Annotated in this window: 13 protein-coding genes and 1 pseudogene; 1 reads left to right on the forward strand and 13 read right to left on the reverse strand. The window is 71.6% G+C overall.

Annotated features, from left to right (window positions below; genetic code table 11):
• Positions 1–31 precede the first annotated feature (31 nt).
• The 8 genes from topA to bldG all read right to left on the reverse strand — a co-directional run bounded on the left by topA (position 32) and on the right by bldG (position 12,272).
• Positions 32–2,848 carry a type I DNA topoisomerase gene (topA, locus tag OG885_RS20760; RefSeq protein WP_405733760.1) on the reverse strand — a complete coding sequence of 939 codons (2,817 nt, stop codon included), beginning with the start codon at positions 2,846–2,848 and terminating at the stop codon, positions 32–34.
• 409 nt (positions 2,849–3,257) lie between these two features.
• Complete coding sequence (locus tag OG885_RS20765) at positions 3,258–3,455, reverse strand: hypothetical protein (protein WP_329336465.1); 198 nt, start codon at positions 3,453–3,455, stop codon at positions 3,258–3,260.
• A gap of 144 nt (positions 3,456–3,599) precedes the next feature.
• Entirely contained in the window at positions 3,600–6,128 is a 2,529-nt protein-coding gene (locus OG885_RS20770; protein WP_405733764.1) for a protein kinase domain-containing protein, read from the reverse strand.
• 190 nt (positions 6,129–6,318) lie between these two features.
• Entirely contained in the window at positions 6,319–7,836 is a 1,518-nt protein-coding gene (locus OG885_RS20775; protein WP_405733767.1) for a methyltransferase, read from the reverse strand.
• A 69-nt stretch (positions 7,837–7,905) separates the two neighbouring features.
• Positions 7,906–8,508 (reverse strand): small secreted protein, encoded by a 603-nt coding sequence (locus OG885_RS20780; protein WP_405733770.1) that lies wholly within the window; start codon positions 8,506–8,508, stop codon positions 7,906–7,908.
• Positions 8,509–8,702: 194 nt separating this feature from the next.
• On the reverse strand, positions 8,703–11,111 hold the full coding sequence (locus OG885_RS20785) for a sodium-translocating pyrophosphatase (protein ID WP_405733773.1): 2,409 nt from the start codon (positions 11,109–11,111) through the stop codon (positions 8,703–8,705).
• A gap of 265 nt (positions 11,112–11,376) precedes the next feature.
• Positions 11,377–11,814 (reverse strand): ATP-binding protein, encoded by a 438-nt coding sequence (locus OG885_RS20790; RefSeq protein WP_399952310.1) that lies wholly within the window; start codon positions 11,812–11,814, stop codon positions 11,377–11,379.
• A gap of 116 nt (positions 11,815–11,930) precedes the next feature.
• Complete coding sequence (gene bldG, locus OG885_RS20795; protein ID WP_003975386.1) at positions 11,931–12,272, reverse strand: anti-sigma factor antagonist BldG; 342 nt, start codon at positions 12,270–12,272, stop codon at positions 11,931–11,933.
• Between the two features lie 79 nt (positions 12,273–12,351).
• Here bldG and OG885_RS20800 point away from each other — a divergent pair, with 79 nt between their 5' ends.
• Entirely contained in the window at positions 12,352–14,922 is a 2,571-nt protein-coding gene (locus OG885_RS20800; RefSeq protein ID WP_405733777.1) for a DEAD/DEAH box helicase, read from the forward strand.
• On the opposite strand, the gene OG885_RS20805 is transcribed toward OG885_RS20800, so the two are convergent.
• From OG885_RS20805 to OG885_RS20825, 5 genes and pseudogenes are all read right to left on the reverse strand, one after another.
• On the reverse strand, positions 14,876–15,313 hold the full coding sequence (locus OG885_RS20805; RefSeq protein ID WP_405733780.1) for an Rv3654c family TadE-like protein: 438 nt from the start codon (positions 15,311–15,313) through the stop codon (positions 14,876–14,878). The two genes, OG885_RS20800 and OG885_RS20805, sit on opposite strands and share 47 nt — an antisense overlap.
• Positions 15,310–15,675 (reverse strand): TadE family type IV pilus minor pilin, encoded by a 366-nt coding sequence (locus OG885_RS20810; RefSeq protein WP_405733783.1) that lies wholly within the window; start codon positions 15,673–15,675, stop codon positions 15,310–15,312. The genes OG885_RS20805 and OG885_RS20810 overlap by 4 nt, the downstream gene beginning before the upstream one ends.
• Positions 15,662–15,850 (reverse strand): DUF4244 domain-containing protein, encoded by a 189-nt coding sequence (locus OG885_RS20815; RefSeq protein WP_329336481.1) that lies wholly within the window; start codon positions 15,848–15,850, stop codon positions 15,662–15,664. The genes OG885_RS20810 and OG885_RS20815 overlap by 14 nt, the downstream gene beginning before the upstream one ends.
• A gap of 141 nt (positions 15,851–15,991) precedes the next feature.
• Complete coding sequence (locus OG885_RS20820; RefSeq protein ID WP_405733787.1) at positions 15,992–16,783, reverse strand: type II secretion system F family protein; 792 nt, start codon at positions 16,781–16,783, stop codon at positions 15,992–15,994.
• 58 nt (positions 16,784–16,841) lie between these two features.
• Positions 16,842–17,279 (reverse strand): annotated as a pseudogene (locus OG885_RS20825) (type II secretion system F family protein); the annotation flags it as partial.
• Positions 17,280–17,504 lie beyond the last annotated feature (225 nt).

A 17,504-nucleotide genomic window follows, 5' to 3' on the forward strand; every position in this document is an offset into this window, starting at 1 on the left:
GCGAAGCCTCAGTGGAGCGACGCGGCTTGTATCAGTCCTCCGCCGCCGTCTTCGAAGCCGCCGCCTTCTTCGCGGTGGTCTTCTTCGCGGCCGTCGTCGTCTTCGCGGCGGTCTTCTTGGCGGCCGTCTTCTTGGCCGGGGCGGCCTTCTTCGCCGTGGCCTTCTTGGCGGGAGCCTTCTTCGCCGTCTTCTTGGCGGGGCCCTTCGCCCGCTTCTCGGCGAGGAGTTCGTAGCCGCGCTCGGGGGTGATGTCCTCGACGCTGTCGCCGGAGCGCAGGGTCGCGTTGGTCTCCCCGTCGGTGACGTACGGCCCGAAGCGGCCGTCCTTGACCACGACCGGCTTCTCGCTGACCGGGTCGGTGCCCAGCTCCTTCAGCGGCGGCTTGGCGGCGGCCCGGCCGCGCTGCTTGGGCTGGGCGTAGATCGCGAGCGCCTCTTCGAGCGTGATCGTGAAAAGCTGGTCCTCGGAGGTGAGCGAGCGCGAGTCCGTGCCCTTCTTCAGGTACGGCCCGTAGCGCCCGTTCTGCGCGGTGATCTCCTGGCCTTCGGCGTCGGCGCCGACCACGCGCGGCAGCGACATCAGCTTGAGGGCGTCCTCCAGCGTCACCGTGTCCAGCGCCATCGACTTGAACAGCGAGGCCGTCCGCGGCTTCACCGCGTTCTTGCCGGTCTTCGGGGTGCCCTCGGGGAGCACCTCGGTGACGTACGGGCCGTAGCGGCCGTCGCGGGCGATGATCTGGTTGCCGCTCACCGGGTCGGCGCCGAGCTCGAAGTCACCGCTCGGCTTGGCGAGCAGCTCCTCGGCGAGCTCGACGGACAGCTCGTCCGGAGCGAGGTCCTCCGGCACGTCCGCGCGCTGGTGGCCCTCGGAATCCTTCTCGCCGCGCTCGATGTACGGGCCGTAGCGCCCGACGCGCAGCACGATGCCGCTGCCCACCGGGAACGACGACACCTCGCGCGCGTCGATCGCGCCCAGGTCGGTCACCAGCTCCTTGAGGCCACCGAGGTGGTCCCCGTCGCCGTTGCCGGCGTCGGCCGCGCCGCCCTCCGTGCCCTCGCCGAAGTAGAACCGCTTCAGCCACGGCACGGACTGGGCCTCACCGCGCGCGATGCGGTCGAGGTCGTCCTCCATCTTGGCGGTGAAGTCGTAGTCGACGAGCCGCCCGAAGTGCTTCTCCAGGAGGTTGACCACGGCGAAGGACAGGAAGGACGGGACGAGTGCCGTGCCCTTCTTGAAGACATAGCCGCGGTCGAGGATCGTGCCGATGATCGACGCGTACGTCGACGGGCGGCCGATCTCGCGCTCTTCGAGCTCCTTGACCAGGCTGGCCTCGGTGTAGCGGGCCGGGGGCTTGGTGGCGTGCCCGTCGACCGTGATCTCCTCGGCGGAGAGCCGGTCGCCCTGGCTGACCTGGGGCAGCCGGCGCTCGCGGTCGTCCAGCTCGGCGTTGGGGTCGTCGGCGCCCTCGACGTAGGCCTTCAGGAAGCCGTGGAAGGTGATCGTCTTGCCGGAGGCGCTGAACTCGACGTCCCGGCCGTCGGCGGCGGTGCCACCGATCTTGACGGTGACGGAGTTGCCGGTCGCGTCCTTCATCTGGGAGGCGACGGTCCGCTTCCAGATCAGCTCGTACAGCTTGAACTGGTCGCCGGTCAGTCCGGTCTCGGCGGGCGTGCGGAAACGATCACCCGAGGGGCGGATCGCCTCGTGCGCCTCCTGCGCGTTCTTGACCTTCCCGGCGTACGTCCGCGGCGCGGACGGCAGGTAGTCGGCCCCGTACAGCTGCGTGACCTGCGCGCGGGCCGCGGTGACAGCGGTGTCGCTGAGCGTCGTGGAGTCCGTACGCATGTACGTGATGTAGCCGTTCTCGTACAGCTTCTGGGCGACCTGCATGGTCGCCTTCGCGCCGAAGCCGAGCTTGCGGCTGGCCTCCTGCTGGAGGGTCGTCGTACGGAACGGGGCGTACGGCGAGCGGCGGTACGGCTTGGACTCGACGGACCGGACGGCGAAGTCCGTGTTCTCCAGCGCGGCGGCCAGCGCGCGGGCGCCCGCCTCGTCGAGGTGAAGGGTGTTGGCGCCCTTGATCTGGCCCAGGGAGTCGAAGTCACGGCCCTGCGCGACCCGCTTGCCGTCGACCGTCTGGAGCCGCGCGACCAGGGTCGACGGGTCGCTCGCGTCGCCGGTGCGGCCGGTGCCGAAGGTGCCGGTCAGGTCCCAGTACTCGGCGGAGCGGAAGGCGATGCGCTCGCGCTCCCGCTCGACGACGAGACGCGTGGCGACGGACTGGACACGGCCCGCCGAAAGGCGCGGCATGACCTTCTTCCACAGGACCGGCGAGACCTCGTAGCCGTAGAGGCGGTCGAGGATGCGACGGGTCTCCTGGGCGTCGACCATGCGCTGGTTGAGATCGCGCGGGTTGGCGACGGCGGCCCGGATCGCGTCCTTGGTGATCTCGTGGAACACCATGCGCTTGACCGGGACCTTGGGCTTGAGGACCTCCAGGAGGTGCCACGCGATGGCCTCGCCCTCGCGGTCCTCATCGGTGGCGAGGAAGAGCTCGTCGGAGTCCTTCAGCAGATCCTTGAGCTTCTTGACCTGGGCCTTCTTGTCGGCGTTGACGACATAGATGGGCTCGAAGTCGTGCTCGACGTCCACGCCGAGGCGGCGGACCTCGCCGGTGTACTTCTCCGGCACCTCCGCGGCGCCGTTGGGGAGGTCGCGGATGTGCCCGACGCTCGCCTCGACGACGTAACCAGGGCCGAGGTAGCCCTTGATCGTCTTCGCCTTGGCTGGCGACTCGACAATGACGAGTCGGCGGCCGCCGTGTGCGGTCTCGCTGGTCGGGGACAACTTCGCTCTTCTCTCCGGTCGACGCTGGGGCCTCCCCAGGCGCAGGCGGCTCCGGGGAGGAGCAGGTGCGTTTCCGCGTCGTTCGGTGCGTGCTCTCGGTGTGCCGGTGGGAGGTCCTCGTAGCGGAGCTACTAGGGCCTTCGACCGGTGCGGCGAGAGTGCGTGCCGGGCGGCGTGGGGACGTGCCTGCACCTCCCCGGGGTCGCTTGACCCCAGGGTCGGGTCATGGTGACGCTGCGGAGTGTGACGGTACATCCCGCCCCCGTGTCAAACGGGAAAAGCCCGCAACGGCCACTCGAACGGTAACCCGACTACCGCCATTCCTGCCGCCCGGAGTACCCACCGGCCATTTCGAGCCTTAGTGGAGGACCCCCTCCCAATTACCGGGACCTCGGCCTTTTCATGGTCATCAGAGCCGGGTGAAGCACCATGCGCCGACGACGAGCGCGATCACCGAGGCACAGCTCGCGATCGCCGCCGATGCGACCGGGCTCACACCGTGCGCGACGGGTTCCCCGTGTCGCAGGCGGACCGCGGTCCACGTCAGCAGCCCGGCTCCGAACAGCGCGAACACCGTCCCCGCGAAGATCGCCGGTCCGCTCTCCATGGCTCCCCCTGCCCCATTTCTCCCGACCGCGCAGGCCCTCGGGCATGGAGGCTGACACGCGCGGGCGGCGGCCAGGCGAACCCGAGGTGAACGCGGGACCAGCACGGCTGTGGACTCCCCGGACGCCCTTGGGGCGGGCCCGGCTCAGACCGATCCGGGCGCGGGTATCTTTCCGGTCGTCTTCTCACCGTCGGTCCGGCTCACCGTGCACACCGCCTTCTTGAACCCCGTGTCCCAGTCGTCCTCGTCGGCCACCCAGCCGTAGACGGTGCGCTCCGATCCCGGTGCCCAGGTCGACTCGAATTTGTTGCCGCACAGCTTGGTCGCGTTGTCGGTGGCTTTCTCGTAGGTCATTTCCGCGGGTGCCTGAACAACGCCGATGACCTGGTCGGTGTGGGGTTTCCCGCAGTCGGTGAGCGGGGCGTTGTAGCCGTCGTCCTCCTCCTCGTAGATCCAGCAGTCACCCGTGCTCATCTGACCGACCCACAGCCGGGCGCCCTCGTCGCGGAACCGGCCGACCTCACCGCCTATCGCCGCATGGCGGCCGAGTACGAGACATGCCGTACCGCTGTTGGCCGCGGTGAAGCCCTCCTTGGTCGGTACGACGGCGTAGAGCGCCGCGTCCGGCAGGGCGTCGACGACCGCGCGCGTCTGGTTCGCGCAGCGCTGGGCGCCCGACGCGCGCGCGTCGGCGTAGTCGGTGGCCGTGTCGACCGCCACGACCTGGCCGTCCGGCCAGTCGTCGGCGCAGTCCACCACCCCGAGGTTCGGCGCCGACTTGAACGGCGTCCCCGTCCAGACCGCCTGCACGCAGTCCCCGGTCTCCAACGGCTTGCCGAGGCCCACGACATCGCCGTACGGCAGCACCGGCCCGGTCGGCGGCGGCGAGCTCTTGGGCACGCTGGAGGTGGGCGGTTTGTTCGCCGCGGTGGTGTTGTCGTCGCCGTCGCCGGTCAGCGAGACGGCCAGCCAGGTCCCACCGGCGACGACCAGAACGACGGCCACGACGAGCGCGACAAGGGCGAGGCGCTTCTTGTCCCCGGAGGGCGGAGCGGGCGGTCCGGGCATGCCGCCGCCGGGTGCACCCGGGCCGCCACCGGCCCAGCCGGCACCGGAAGTGGCGCCCGGATAGGGCTGGGTGGGGGCTCCGGGGGTGGGAGCGCCGCCCGCGTAAGGGGGCGTGGGGCTGCCGGCGTAAGGGGATGCCGGGCTGCCGGCATAGGGAGGCGTCGGGCTACTCCCGTACGGGGACGGGCCGCCGCTTCCCGCATAGGGGCCGTAGGGCGTGGGCCCGCCGCTCCCCGCCGGGGGCGGCTGAGCGCCTCCGCTCGCGTAGGGCCCCTGCGCGTAGGGGTTGCCGGGTTCGGGCGACTGCGGCGAGGCGCCGGTCTGCCGCCATGGGTCGTACGCCGACCCAGGCGCCCCACCCGGCGTGTGCGGTGTCTGCGCGGCACCCGGCGTGAAGGGCCCGCCCGGCGTACCCGGCGTCTGAGGCGTCCCAGGCGTCTGCGGCGCACCCGGCACCCCTGGAGCACCGGGCGTACCCGGAGTACCCGGAGTCTGCGGCGTACCCGCTCCCGCGCCACCGCTCCCCCACCCCGGCGAGGTGCTGGCGACGTACCCGGGCGGCGGCCCGTCCACGACCCCACCGCCACCCGGAACCGCACCCGAGCCGACCGGCTGCGCGCCCCGCCCCTCAGCCGCACCACCCGCACGGAGCCCCTCGGTCGAACCGCCGGCGCCGAACGCCCCGGCCGCACCCCCCGCACCGAACGCCTCAGGCGCCGGCCCGAACCCCGGCGTCGCCCCCCGCACCACCCGCTCAAGCCCCCGCGCCGCCGCCTCCGGTGACGACCTGCGCACCGGGTCCTTGACCAGCAACCCCTGGAGCACGGGGGTCAGTTCACCCGCCCGTACCGGCGGGGTCGGCTCCTCGCCCAGCAGGGCGGTCAGGGTCGCGTACTCGCCGTGCCGGTCGAAGGGACCGTGGCCCTCCACGGCCGAGTACAGGGTCGCGCCGAGCGAGAACAGATCCGCGGCCGGTGTGGGCGGCTCCCCCCGCGCGCGTTCCGGCGCGAGATAGCCGGGCGTGCCGAGGATGCCGGCCGTGGCGGTGAGCCGGGGCTCGCGGGACTCGGGTTGGAGTGCGATGCCGTAGTCGGTGAGCAGCACGCGCGCGTACGGGTCGCCCGAAGCGTCCGACGCCAGCAGGATGTTGGCCGGTTTCACATCCCTGTGGAGGATGCCGATCCGGTGTCCTGCGGTCAGCGCGTCGAGCACGGCGAGCCCGACGCGGGCCGCCTGGACGGGCGGCAGCGGGCCCGAACTCCGTACGACCGCCTGGAGGTCGACCGCGTCCGGCACGTACTCCATGACGATCCACGGCAGCCCCTCGTGCACCACCACGTCATGCACCGTCGCCACATGCGGGTGCCCGCGCAGCCGTGCCGCGTGCCGGGCCTCGCTGCGGGCCCGCGCGATGCGCTGCGCGGGTTCGCTCGCGTCCATCGGCACGTCCGGGAGGGCGATCTCCTTGAGCGCGACCTCGCAGGCCAGCTCGTCGTCGTACGCCAGCCAGACCCGGCCCATGCCGCCCGCGCCGAGCGTCCGCAACAGGCGGTAGCGGCCGCCCACGACCCTGCCCTCACCGTGATCCGGCGTCTCCCCCGACATCACGCCTCCCCCCGAGGCCCGAGCGGGTGCGCCTCCCCCGAGGACGCGTCGGACCTGTCCCTCGAAGGTAGCCTCGCACGTGCCACTGACAGGAGACCTTTTCGTCACCAATCAGACCAGACCGGGCACATGCGTCTCAGGAGTGCGCCCCGGCCTCAGCCGACTCGGCCCCAGCCCCGTCCCGCCCCGCTCAGGCAGGCTCCAGGAACCCCTGCTCCACCAGCAGCCGGATCTGTGCCGGCGTACGGTCGCGCAGCAACACCGGGTCCTCGCCGACCAGTTGCGCGATGGCGTCCAGGATCCGCCCCGCGCTCAGCGAGCCGTCGCACACGCCGGCGAATCCCGCGCCGACCGTGTCCACCTTGGTGGCGCGGCGCATGCCGCGGTTCTGGCGCAGCACCACGTGCTCCGGGTCCTCGGCGCCGGGCAGCCCGACCTGCTCCTGCACGATCTCCGGCGCCAGCTTGAAGTGCCCTTCCAGCAGCGCCGCGTCGTCGTGCGCCCGCAGATAGTCGAGCCGCTCGAAGTGCGCCCGTACGGTGTCGCCGAGCGGCTGCTCGACGGGGTGCGGCCACTCCTCCGCGACGACCGAGGGATCGGCGGCCCCGGTCCTGCGCAGGGTGATCCAGCCGAAGCCGACCGCCCGTACCTTGCGCGCCTCGAACTCGTCCAGCCAGGCGTCGTACAGCGCCTGGTACTCGGCCGGGTCCCCGCGGTGGTCACCGGCGTCCCTGAGCCACAGCTCGGCGTACTGCGTGACGTCCTGCACCTCGCGCTGGACGATCCACGCGTCGCACCCGCGCGGCACCCACGACCTGAGCCTGTCCTGCCAGTCCTCCCCTTCCACGTGCTGCCAGTTGGCGAGGAACTGCGCGAACCCGCCCTCGTTCAGCCGTTCCCCCGCCTGCTGAACGAGCGACCGGCACAGATCGTCCCCGCCCATCCCGCCGTCCCGGTACGTCAGCCGGGCGCCCGGCGAGATCACGAAGGGCGGGTTGGAGACGATCAGGTCGTACGTCTCGTCGTCGCGCACCGGCTCGAAGAGCGAGCCCTCCCGCAGCTCGGCCGCCGGGGCGCCGGACAGCGCCAGCGTGAGCGCGGTGATGTGCAGGGCGCGCGGGTTGAGGTCGGTCGCCGTCACGCGCGTGGCGTGCCGCGCGGCGTGCAGCGCCTGGATGCCGGACCCGGTGCCGAGGTCGAGCGCGGAGCCGACCGGCGTGCGGACGGTGATGCCGGCGAGGGTCGTGGACGCCCCGCCGACGCCGAGGACGACGCCCTCCTCCCGGCTGCCGATGCCACCGGCGCCGCCGACGGCGCACCCGAGGTCGGACACGATGAACCAGTCCTCGCCCTCGGGCCCGCCGTACGGCCGTACGTCCACGGTCGCGGCGACCTCGGCGCCGTGGGCCTGCGTGAGCCACCCGGCCGCCAGACACGCCTCCAGGGGCAGTACGTCGGCCACGCGCGCGTGGGGCACGGGCTGCTGGAGCAGGAAGAGCCGTACGAGCACCTCCAGGGCGCTGTCCCCACGGGTCGCCCGCAGCGCGGGGACGGTCTCGCTGCGGGCGAGCGCCGCGTACGCGGGGGCGCCGAGCAGTTCGAGCAGCCCGTCGGCGGTGAAGGAGGCGCCCAGGAGGGCGTCCCGCAGGGCGGCGGCGACGTCGGGGCGGTCGGCGGAGGGCAGGGGGGCAAGGCTGGAGTCACTCACGCCCCCATTGTGAACGCAAACCGGCGCCGCAGGCGGTGCCTGCGGCGCCGGGGCGACGTGACGCGAGGGTCAGCCGGCGGTCGCCGACGGCGTGGTGGACGCGCTCTTGCAGCTCGCCTGCTGGGCCATGGCCTTGCCGACGTCGCCCTCCTCGAGGTTCTTCAGGGCGTCGCTGCCGCTGGTGCTCAGCTTGTCGAGCTCGGTCGCGACGTCCTTGAGGCCGTCCGCGAACTTGCCCTGGTCCTTGGTGTCGAGCTCGTCGACCTGCTTCTTCAGGGAGGCGTAGGAGGCGGAGAGGGTGTTGAGCTCCTTGACCGCGTCCAGCTGCTTCTTCTCGGCGTTCTTGCCGTCGCCGGTGTCCGGCGCTCCGGCCTTCTGCACGGCGGCGCCGATCGCTTTGTAGGCGTCGGACATGTCCTGGAAGGCCTGGGCGTCGGTCTTCTGGACGTCCTTGGGCGCGCTGCTGTCCGAGGTCTCCTTCTGGATCGCGAGATTGGCGGCCTCGATCTTCTTGGCCTGCGGCTTGACGGCGTCACAGACCTGCTTGGCCCAGGCGTCCAGCTTCTCGCTGTTGTCGTCACCGCTGCTGCATGCCGACAGCGCCATCGCCAGTACCGCACCGCCGGACAGCGCGGCTGCGAGCTTCTTGTTCACCGGATTGGTCCCTTCCATGGCTCCTCGGCCCCGGAACATACACGGCGACTGGAGGACACCTACAAGCAGGCCGTCCGATAAGTCACGCATTAAAGCCATTTGCACCAAGTGAGAGAAGGGTCACGAAGGGGGCGTGCGCACACAGAGCGGGCGGGCAGCGCGTCCACCGCGCCACCCGCCCGCCCCAGGTGAGGGGACTGCCGTAAGGCCGCCTACGAAACCACCGCGGGATCGGCCGAACTCGCCACCCTCTTGGCGCTGTCCTCCTCGTCTCCTACGGCGATCCCGCGCCGCTTGGAGACATAGACCGCACCGACGATCACGGCGAGCGAGACCAGGGCGATCCCGATCCGGACGCCGATGCTCTTGTCCTCGCCGTAGCTGAACTTGATGACCGCGGGCGCGATGAGCAGCGCGACGAGGTTCATCACCTTCAGCAGCGGGTTGATCGCGGGCCCGGCGGTGTCCTTGAAGGGGTCGCCGACCGTGTCGCCGATGACGGTCGCGGCGTGGGCCTCGCTGCCCTTGCCGCCGTGATGACCGTCCTCGACGAGCTTCTTGGCGTTGTCCCAGGCGCCGCCGGAGTTGGCGAGGAACACCGCCATGAGTGTGCCCGTGCCGATCGCGCCCGCGAGATACGAGCCGAGGGCGCCGACACCGAGCGTGAACCCGATGAAGATGGGCGCCATGACGGCGAGCAGCCCTGGGGTCGTCAGCTCCCTGAGCGCGTCCCTGGTGCAGATGTCGACGACCTTGCCGTACTCCGGCTTCTCGCTGTAGTCCATGATCCCGGGCCGCTCGCGGAACTGCCGTCGCACCTCGTAGACCACGGCACCCGCCGACCGCGACACGGCGTTGATGGCGAGCCCCGAGAAGAGGAAGACGACCGCGGCGCCCGCGATGAGGCCGACGAGGTTGTTGGGCTGCGAGATGTCCATCATCAGGCTCATCGGAGCCCCGTCGCCGGACAGTTTCTCGCCGACGTCCTGGGCGCCCGTCGTGATGGCGTCACGGTACGACCCGAAGAGCGCCGACGCCGCGAGGACGGCGGTGGCGATGGCGATGCCCTTGGTGATGGCCTTGGTGGTGTTGCCGACGGCGTCCAGGTTGGTGAGCACCTGCGCGCCCGCGCCCTCGACGTCGCCGGACATCTCGGCGATGCCCTGGGCGTTGTCGGAGACCGGCCCGAAGGTGTCCATGGCGACGATGACGCCGACCGTGGTGAGCAGCCCGGTACCGGCCAGCGCCACCGCGAACAGCGCCAGCATGATCGACGTACCGCCGAGCAGGAAGGCCCCGTAGACGCCGAGGCCGATCAACAGGGCGGTGTAGACGGCCGATTCGAGACCGATCGAGATACCGGCGAGGACGACGGTGGCCGGGCCGGTGAGCGAGGTCTTGCCGATGTCCTGGACGGGACGCCGGGTGGTCTCGGTGAAGTAGCCGGTCAGCTGCTGGATGACGGCGGCGAGCAGGATGCCGATCGCCACCGCGACGAGCGCGAGGACGCGCGGGTCGCCGTCCTTGCCGGCGATCGCCCCGTCGGTGACACCGTCGAGATCGGCGTACGACGACGGCAGGTACGCGAAGACGGCCGCGGCCACCAGCACGAGCGAGATCACCGCGGAGATGAAGAACCCCCGGTTGATCGCGGACATGCCACTGCGGTCGGACCGGCGCGGCGCCACCGCGAAGATGCCGATCATGGCGGTGAGGACACCGATCGCCGGGACGATCAGCGGGAAGGCGAGCCCGGAGTCGCCGAAGGCCGCCTTGCCGAGGATCAGCGCGGCGACCAGGGTCACGGCGTACGACTCGAAGAGGTCGGCCGCCATGCCCGCGCAGTCGCCGACGTTGTCGCCCACGTTGTCGGCGATGGTCGCGGCATTGCGCGGGTCGTCCTCCGGAATGCCCTGCTCGACCTTGCCGACCAGGTCGGCGCCGACGTCGGCGGCCTTGGTGAAGATGCCGCCGCCGACACGCATGAACATGGCGATCAGGGCGGCCCCGAGGCCGAAACCCTCGAGCACCTTCGGCGCGTCGGCCGCGTAGACCAGCACGACACAGGAGGCGCCCAGCAGACCGAGCCCCACCGTGAACATGCCGACGACGCCGCCCGTACGGAAAGCGATCTTCATTGCTTTGTGCGAGACGGCGGTGAGATCCTTTTCCGGTTCACCTTCCGCAGGTGTCGCTTCCCGTGCCGCCGCGGCAACGCGCACATTGCTGCGCACGGCGAGCCACATGCCGATATATCCGGTGGCCGCCGAGAACGCCGCGCCGATCAAGAAGAAGACGGATCGACCGGCGCGCTGATTCCAGTCGTCCGCGGGCAGCAGCATGAGCAGGAAGAACACGACCACAGCGAATACGCCGAGCGTGCGCAGCTGCCGGGCCAGATAGGCGTTGGCGCCTTCCTGTACGGCCGCTGCGATCTCTTTCATGCTGTCGGTTCCCTCGCCCGCCGCGAGCACCTGGCGTACCAGGACGCCCGCGACCACGAGCGCGGCCACTGCGACGGCGGCGATCACCCAGATGATGATCCGGTTGTCGTCGGTCAGTACCGCGGCTGCGAGGGTAGTGGGATGGTCCAGCTGATGAGGGGTAGAAAGCCCCGCCATTCGTCCTCCTTGACGCTTGGGCTGAGCTCAAGATGTGGACGGATTGTAGGTAGCGGAACCTGATCAAAACAGTGGGCGGTAAACGGAATTAGCCTTCACATGCTCTTCAGCAAATGATCGACGTCACGCCACAGAACCCGAAAGAGCTAATGCCCCAAAGGCATTGACTGATCGTGAATCATTTCACGAATTCCGAAAATACAAAGGGCCCCGCCGGAGCGGGGCCCTTTGATGTTCTGCTCGTATGTACTCGTATGTATGAAGGTCAGGGAAGCGTCGCGGCCGGCGGGGTGGTCGGCCAGGTCATACGGATCGACCCGCCGTGCTCCCCCGCGGTGACCTCCACGTCGTCGACGAGGCCGCTGATGACCGCCAGGCCCATCTCGTCCTCCTCGGTCTCCGCGTCCGGATCCTCGGCCGCCGCGCCGGGCGCCCGGTCACCCGGGGCCGAACGCGGCGCCTCGTCGCCGACCTCGATGGAGAACTGCTTCTCCTCCTCGATCAGCAGCACCTTCACCGGAGAGGTGATACCGCTGTTCTGATGCAGTCCGACGGCACGGGAGCAGGCCTCGCCGACGGCGAGCCTGACCTCGTCGAGTACGGCCTCGTCCACTCCGGCCCTGCGCGCCACCGCTGCCGCCACCAGTCGGGCGGTCCGGACGTGCTCGGGCAGCGCGCTGAAGCGGAGCTCAACGGTGGCCATGCATCCCCCTCGGAACTACGGGCGTGCTGTCGGGGGACCGGACCGCCGAAAGTCCGGACCCCCCTGTAGTACAGCCGTCCCGGGCGCGGTTCAGGTCACCGGCCCGGTCCGGTGGTTCAGTCGGTCGCCGCCACCGCTTCCTCGACCGAGGTGTGGATCGGGAACACCTTGGTGAGACCGGTGATGCGGAAGATCTTCAGAATGCGCTCCTGGTTGCAGACCAGGCGCAGCGAGCCCTCATGGGCACGCACCCGCTTCAGGCCGCCGACCAGCACGCCGAGCCCGGTGGAGTCGAGGAAGTCCACGCCCTCCATGTCGACGACGAGGTGGAAACTCCCGTCGTTCACCAGCTCGACCAGCTGCTCGCGCAGCTTGGGCGCGGTATATACGTCGATTTCGCCACCGACCTCGACGACCGTACGATCGCCGACGGTACGGGTCGACAGGGACAGGTCCACGGATCCTCCAGCACCTTGCTATCGAGCGGTCGCCCGTTAGGACACTCGGCAGAGCCCCCAGGACGGTTCGCCAGCCGCGATGGCATTCAATCACTTACCGGCAGGCGTGCACGACGCCTTGGTCCCATTGTCCGTCACGCCGGTGACACACTCGGTGCCGATGGCCAAGAATCACCGATCCGATCGATCCCCGACGAACCCCGTGTCCCGGGCGGACCCGGGCACGGTGCTGGGCCGGCTCGCCTCGGGGCCGAGCCGTGCTTCGCGCATCACTCATACGGAGCACTTGCCCCCGCGCGAGGGCCGCCATGCCGTCTGGCCTGACCGGATTCGCCCGGAGGTGCTCGCGGCGGTCCGGGCGGCGGGCATCGAACACCCCTGGGCCCACCAGGCACGCGCCGCGGAGCACGCCCTGGACGGCGAGTCGGTGGTCGTCGCCACCGGCACCGCCTCCGGCAAGTCCCTGGCGTACCTCACGCCCGTCCTGACGGCCCTCCTGGACGGCTCCGAGGCCCCGAACGGCCGCGGCGCCACCGCGCTCTACCTCGCGCCCACGAAGGCGCTCGCGGCGGATCAGTGCCGATCTGTGAAGGAACTTTCACAACCGCTGGGCAATTCAGTTCGACCAGCCGTCTACGACGGTGACACCCCGTTCGAGGAACGAGAGTGGATCCGCCAGTACGGCAACTACGTCCTGACCAACCCGGACATGCTGCACCGTGGCATCCTCCCGTCCCACCCCCGCTGGTCCTCCTTCCTGAAGGCGCTCAAGTACGTCGTCATCGACGAGGTCCACACCTACCGCGGCGTCTTCGGCTCCCACGTCGCCCAGGTCCTGCGCCGGCTGCGTCGCCTCTGCGCCCGCTACGGCGCCTCCCCGGTCTTCCTGCTGGCCTCCGCGACCGCCGCCGAGCCCTCGGTCGCCGCCCGGCGCCTGACCGGCCTCCCGGTGGTCGAGGTCGCCGACGACGCCTCCCCGCGCGGCGAGCTGGTCTTCGCCCTGTGGGAACCCCCGCTCACGGAGATGCAGGGCGAGAAGGGCGCCCCGGTCCGCCGCACGGCCACCGCCGAGACGGCCGACCTCCTGACCGACCTGACCGTGCAGGGCGTCCGCTCGGTCGCCTTCGTCCGCTCCCGGCGCGGCGCCGAGCTCATCTCGGTCATCGCCCAGGAACGCCTGGCCGAGGTCGACCGCTCCCTGGCCCGGCGCGTCGCCGCCTACCGCGGCGGCTACCTCCCGGAGGAACGCCGCGCCCTGGAACAGGCCCTCCACTCCGGCGAGTTGCTGGGCCTCGCCGCCACGACGGCCCTGGAACTCGGCATCGACGTCTCGGGGTTGGACGCCGTCGTGATCGCCGGCTACCCGGGCACTCGCGCGTCCCTGTGGCAGCAGGCGGGCCGGGCGGGCCGCTCCGGCCAGGGCGCCCTGGCTGTCCTGGTCGCCCGCGACGACCCCCTGGACACCTTCCTGGTCCATCACCCCGAGGCCCTCTTCGAGCAGCCCGTGGAATCAACCGTCCTCGACCCCGACAACCCGTACGTCCTCGCCCCGCACCTGTGCGCGGCGGCGGCGGAACTGCCGTTGACCGACGAGGACATGGACCTGTTCGGCCCGGCCTGCGCGGACCTGCTGCCGCAGCTGGAGGCCGCGAAGCTGCTCCGCCGCCGCACGAAGGCCTGGCACTGGACCCGCCGGGAATCCGCCGCCGACCTCGCCGACATCCGCGGCGAGGGCGGCCGTCCGGTGCAGATCGTGGAGTCGGGCACGGGCCGCCTCCTCGGCACGGTGGACGCGGGCGCCGCCCACACGACCGTCCACGAGGGCGCGGTCCATCTCCACCAGGGCCGCACCTACTTGGTGCGGAAGCTGGACCTGGAGGACTCGGTGGCGCTGGTGGAGGAGGCGAACCCGCCGTACTCGACCGTGGCCCGCGACACGACCTCCATCGCCGTCCTGGAGACGGACGTCGAAGTCCCCTGGGGCCAGGGCCGGTTGTGCTACGGCTCCGTCGAGGTCACCAACCAGGTGGTCTCCTTCCTCCGCAGACGCCTCATCACCGGTGAGGTCCTGGGCGAGACCAAGCTCGACCTCCCTCCTCGTACGCTGCGCACCCGCGCGGTGTGGTGGACGGTCACCGAGGACCAGCTCGACGAGGCCCGCATCAACCCCGAGATCCTCGGCGGCGCGCTGCACGCCGCCGAACACGCCTCCATCGGCCTGCTCCCCCTGTTCGCCACCTGCGACCGCTGGGACATCGGTGGCGTCTCGATCCCGCTGCACCCCGACACCCTGCTCCCCACGGTCTTTGTCTACGACGGCCACCCCGGCGGCGCGGGCTTCGCGGAGCGCGCCTTCCACACCGCCCGCGCCTGGCTCACCGCCACCCGCGAGGCCATCGCCTCCTGCGAGTGCGACGCCGGCTGCCCGTCCTGCATCCAGTCCCCCAAGTGCGGCAACGGCAACGACCCGTTGCACAAGAGGGGGGCGGTGCGCTTGCTCACGGTGTTGCTGCGGGGAGCGCCGGCGGAGGGGGCGGTTGCGGGAGCGGGGGCCGAGGCGCAGGCGTCGGCGGAGGGGCCTTCGGCGCCGGCGGAGGAGGCAGCTACGGAAGAGGGGGCCCCGGCACCGGCACAGGAGGCGGCGCCGTAACCGGCGATGGAAGCGAAGGTGGCGGAAGCGGCTGTTCCGCCGGTCCCGCCCGTGCCCTGACCTCCGCCGTGAACGGCCCCCGTCCGGCCGCCGCCGTCACATCCGAGACGTCCCCCATGAGCGCGCACCGCACCAGCCGGGTGCCCTGCTCCCGGGCCACCCGGCCTGCCAGAGCACAGGCCCCCTCATCACCGTCCGCCCAGTGGTCCGCCGCCGCGAGCGCCGCGAGATCCGCACCGCCGGCCGCACGATGCCGGGTCACCACAGCCTGCCCCAGGGCGAGCACGACCCCGAACACCACGCAGAGCACGGCGATCGCACCGACACTCCAAACGGTGGCGGAGCCCCGGTCGGAACCGAGGCCGCGCCGCCACCCACGGCGCCCGCTCATGGTCCGCCCTCCACCGAGGCCACGGCCTCCTCCCGTACCTCGAACGGCAACCCGTGCAGTACCGGTGGCCTGGCCACGACCACGACCCGGACCTGGGTCTCTTCCCGGCTGACCGTGACCTTCGCACCGCGCGGCGCCGCCTCGCGGGCCACCTCGACGACCGAGCCTGGCGGATCCTGCCGGGCCGCCGCACGCGCCCCTGTCCGGGCCGCGTCCACGCACTGGATCTGCGCGGCCACCACGAGCAGCCCCCACACCAGTGCCGTCGCGAACATCACCAGCACGGGCAGCACCACGGCCGACTCCGCCGTCACGAACCCCCGGTCCGCGCCCCGGTCCGCGCCCCGCTCACATCCGCGCATCGAGGGCCTGCTTCACGATGCCCTGGAGCTCCGCGCTCACCGCTCCGCTGGTCACCACCTTGTAGAGGACGACCGCGAACGCCACCGCCGCGACGATCCCCATCGCGTACTCCGAGGTGACCATTCCCGCGTCCTTCCGCGCCGCCCGAAGCCGCGCGAGTACCACCTTGCACATCTCAACCCCCGTAAGGAATCAGCTCTGTCGAAGCCTTGCCAAAGCTCTTTCGAACCTCTGTCGGAGCTCTCTCGAAGCTCTCTCGCCTACCGCTGCTTCTTGTCGATCACCAGCTCTGCCGCACGCCCGCGCCCACCCCCGTCAGCCACCACCCCCGCCCCCACCCAGAGCCGGACCCGCCAGCCCGATCACCACGGGCAGCACCCCCACCGCGATGAAGGCGGGCAGGAAGCACAGCCCCACCGGCGCGGTCACGAGGACCGCAGCCCGCCGAGCCCGTGCCGTCGCGCTGCGCGCCCAGTCGGCGCGGGCCTCCGCGGCGATCCGGGCCACGGGTCCGGCCGCGGGCAGCCCGGACACGTCGGCCCGCTCCAGCAGCCGCGCCAGCGGCCCGGCCCCCGGCATCGAGGCCAACCGCCGCCACGCGTCGCCGGGTGCACCGCCCAGCCGCACCTCCGCCGCGCCCCGCGCCAGTGCCTCCCCGACCGGACCCCCGAGCGCCTCGCCCACGGCCTGCGCCGCGATCACCGGACCGGCGCCGGCCGCGATACAGGCCGCCAGCAGATCGGCGGCGAGCGGCAGTTGACGCGCGGCCTCGCCGACGTCGTACTCCTCCTCGGCGCCCGCGGCCGTCTGGCGCCTCCGCCACCACCAAAGCCCCGCGGCGACGACCAGCCCTGCCACGACCCCGGCGGCCCCACCGACCAGGGCCCACCCGCCGGCCACCACCCCAGCCGAGGGAAGCCACCGCCGCACGGCTCGCCGCACGTCGCCCCGCGTCCCGGCGGACGCCTCCTCCCGCGCCACCAACCGAGCGAGCCGACGCCGTATCCGCCGCTCCCGCCGAGCCCCCTCGACCCATCGCACGACCCACGCGAGAGCCAGCAAGGCCCCCACAACCACCCCCAGCCTGTGGACAACTTCCGTGCTCACCGCACCTCACCTTCCTCCGCGCCTTCGGAGCGACCATCGCCCCGCGCCCTGGCCCCGCTCATACCGCCTCCGCTCCCCGCACGATCCGCATCGCCCACCACATCCCGAGCCCCTCCAGCACCCCGCCCACCGCCAGGCATCCGAGACCCGGCCCGGTGTGCAGCAGCACGTGGAGGGGATCGGAGCCGAGGGCCATGCCGAGGAGCAGGCCCAGGACCGGCAGACCGGCGAGCATCACCGCCGTGGAACGAGCGCCCGCCAACTGGGCGCGCAACTCGGCACGTTGATCCCGCTCCGCCCGCAAGGCCGCTTCCAGCCGGTCGAGTCCGGCGGCCAGCCCCGCACCCCGGTCCACGGCGACCCGCCAGCACGCCGCGAGCCCCAGCAGCCCGCCGGCCCCCGGCTGCCGTGCCGCCACCGCGAGCGCGCCCGGCACATCACCGCCGAACCGCGCCGCCGCCAGCACCGCGGCCCGAGCACCACCAAGCCCATCGCCGAGCCCGTCACCGGGCCCATCCCCAGGCCCCCGGCCGATCCCGCCCCCAGGCCCACCGCCAAGTCCATCGCCGGGCCCACCACCGAGCCGGCCGCCGGCCCCCTTGCCCAACCCGCCTCCGAGCCGATCACCTGCTCCCTTGCCGAGACCACCACCAAGCCGGTCCCCAGCCCCCTTCCCAAGCCCGCCACCAAGCCGGTCCCCAGCCCCCTTCCCAAGCCCGCC

It is taken from the genome of Streptomyces sp. NBC_00028 (assembly GCF_045041065.1).
GTDB lineage: Bacteria > Actinomycetota > Actinomycetes > Streptomycetales > Streptomycetaceae > Streptomyces.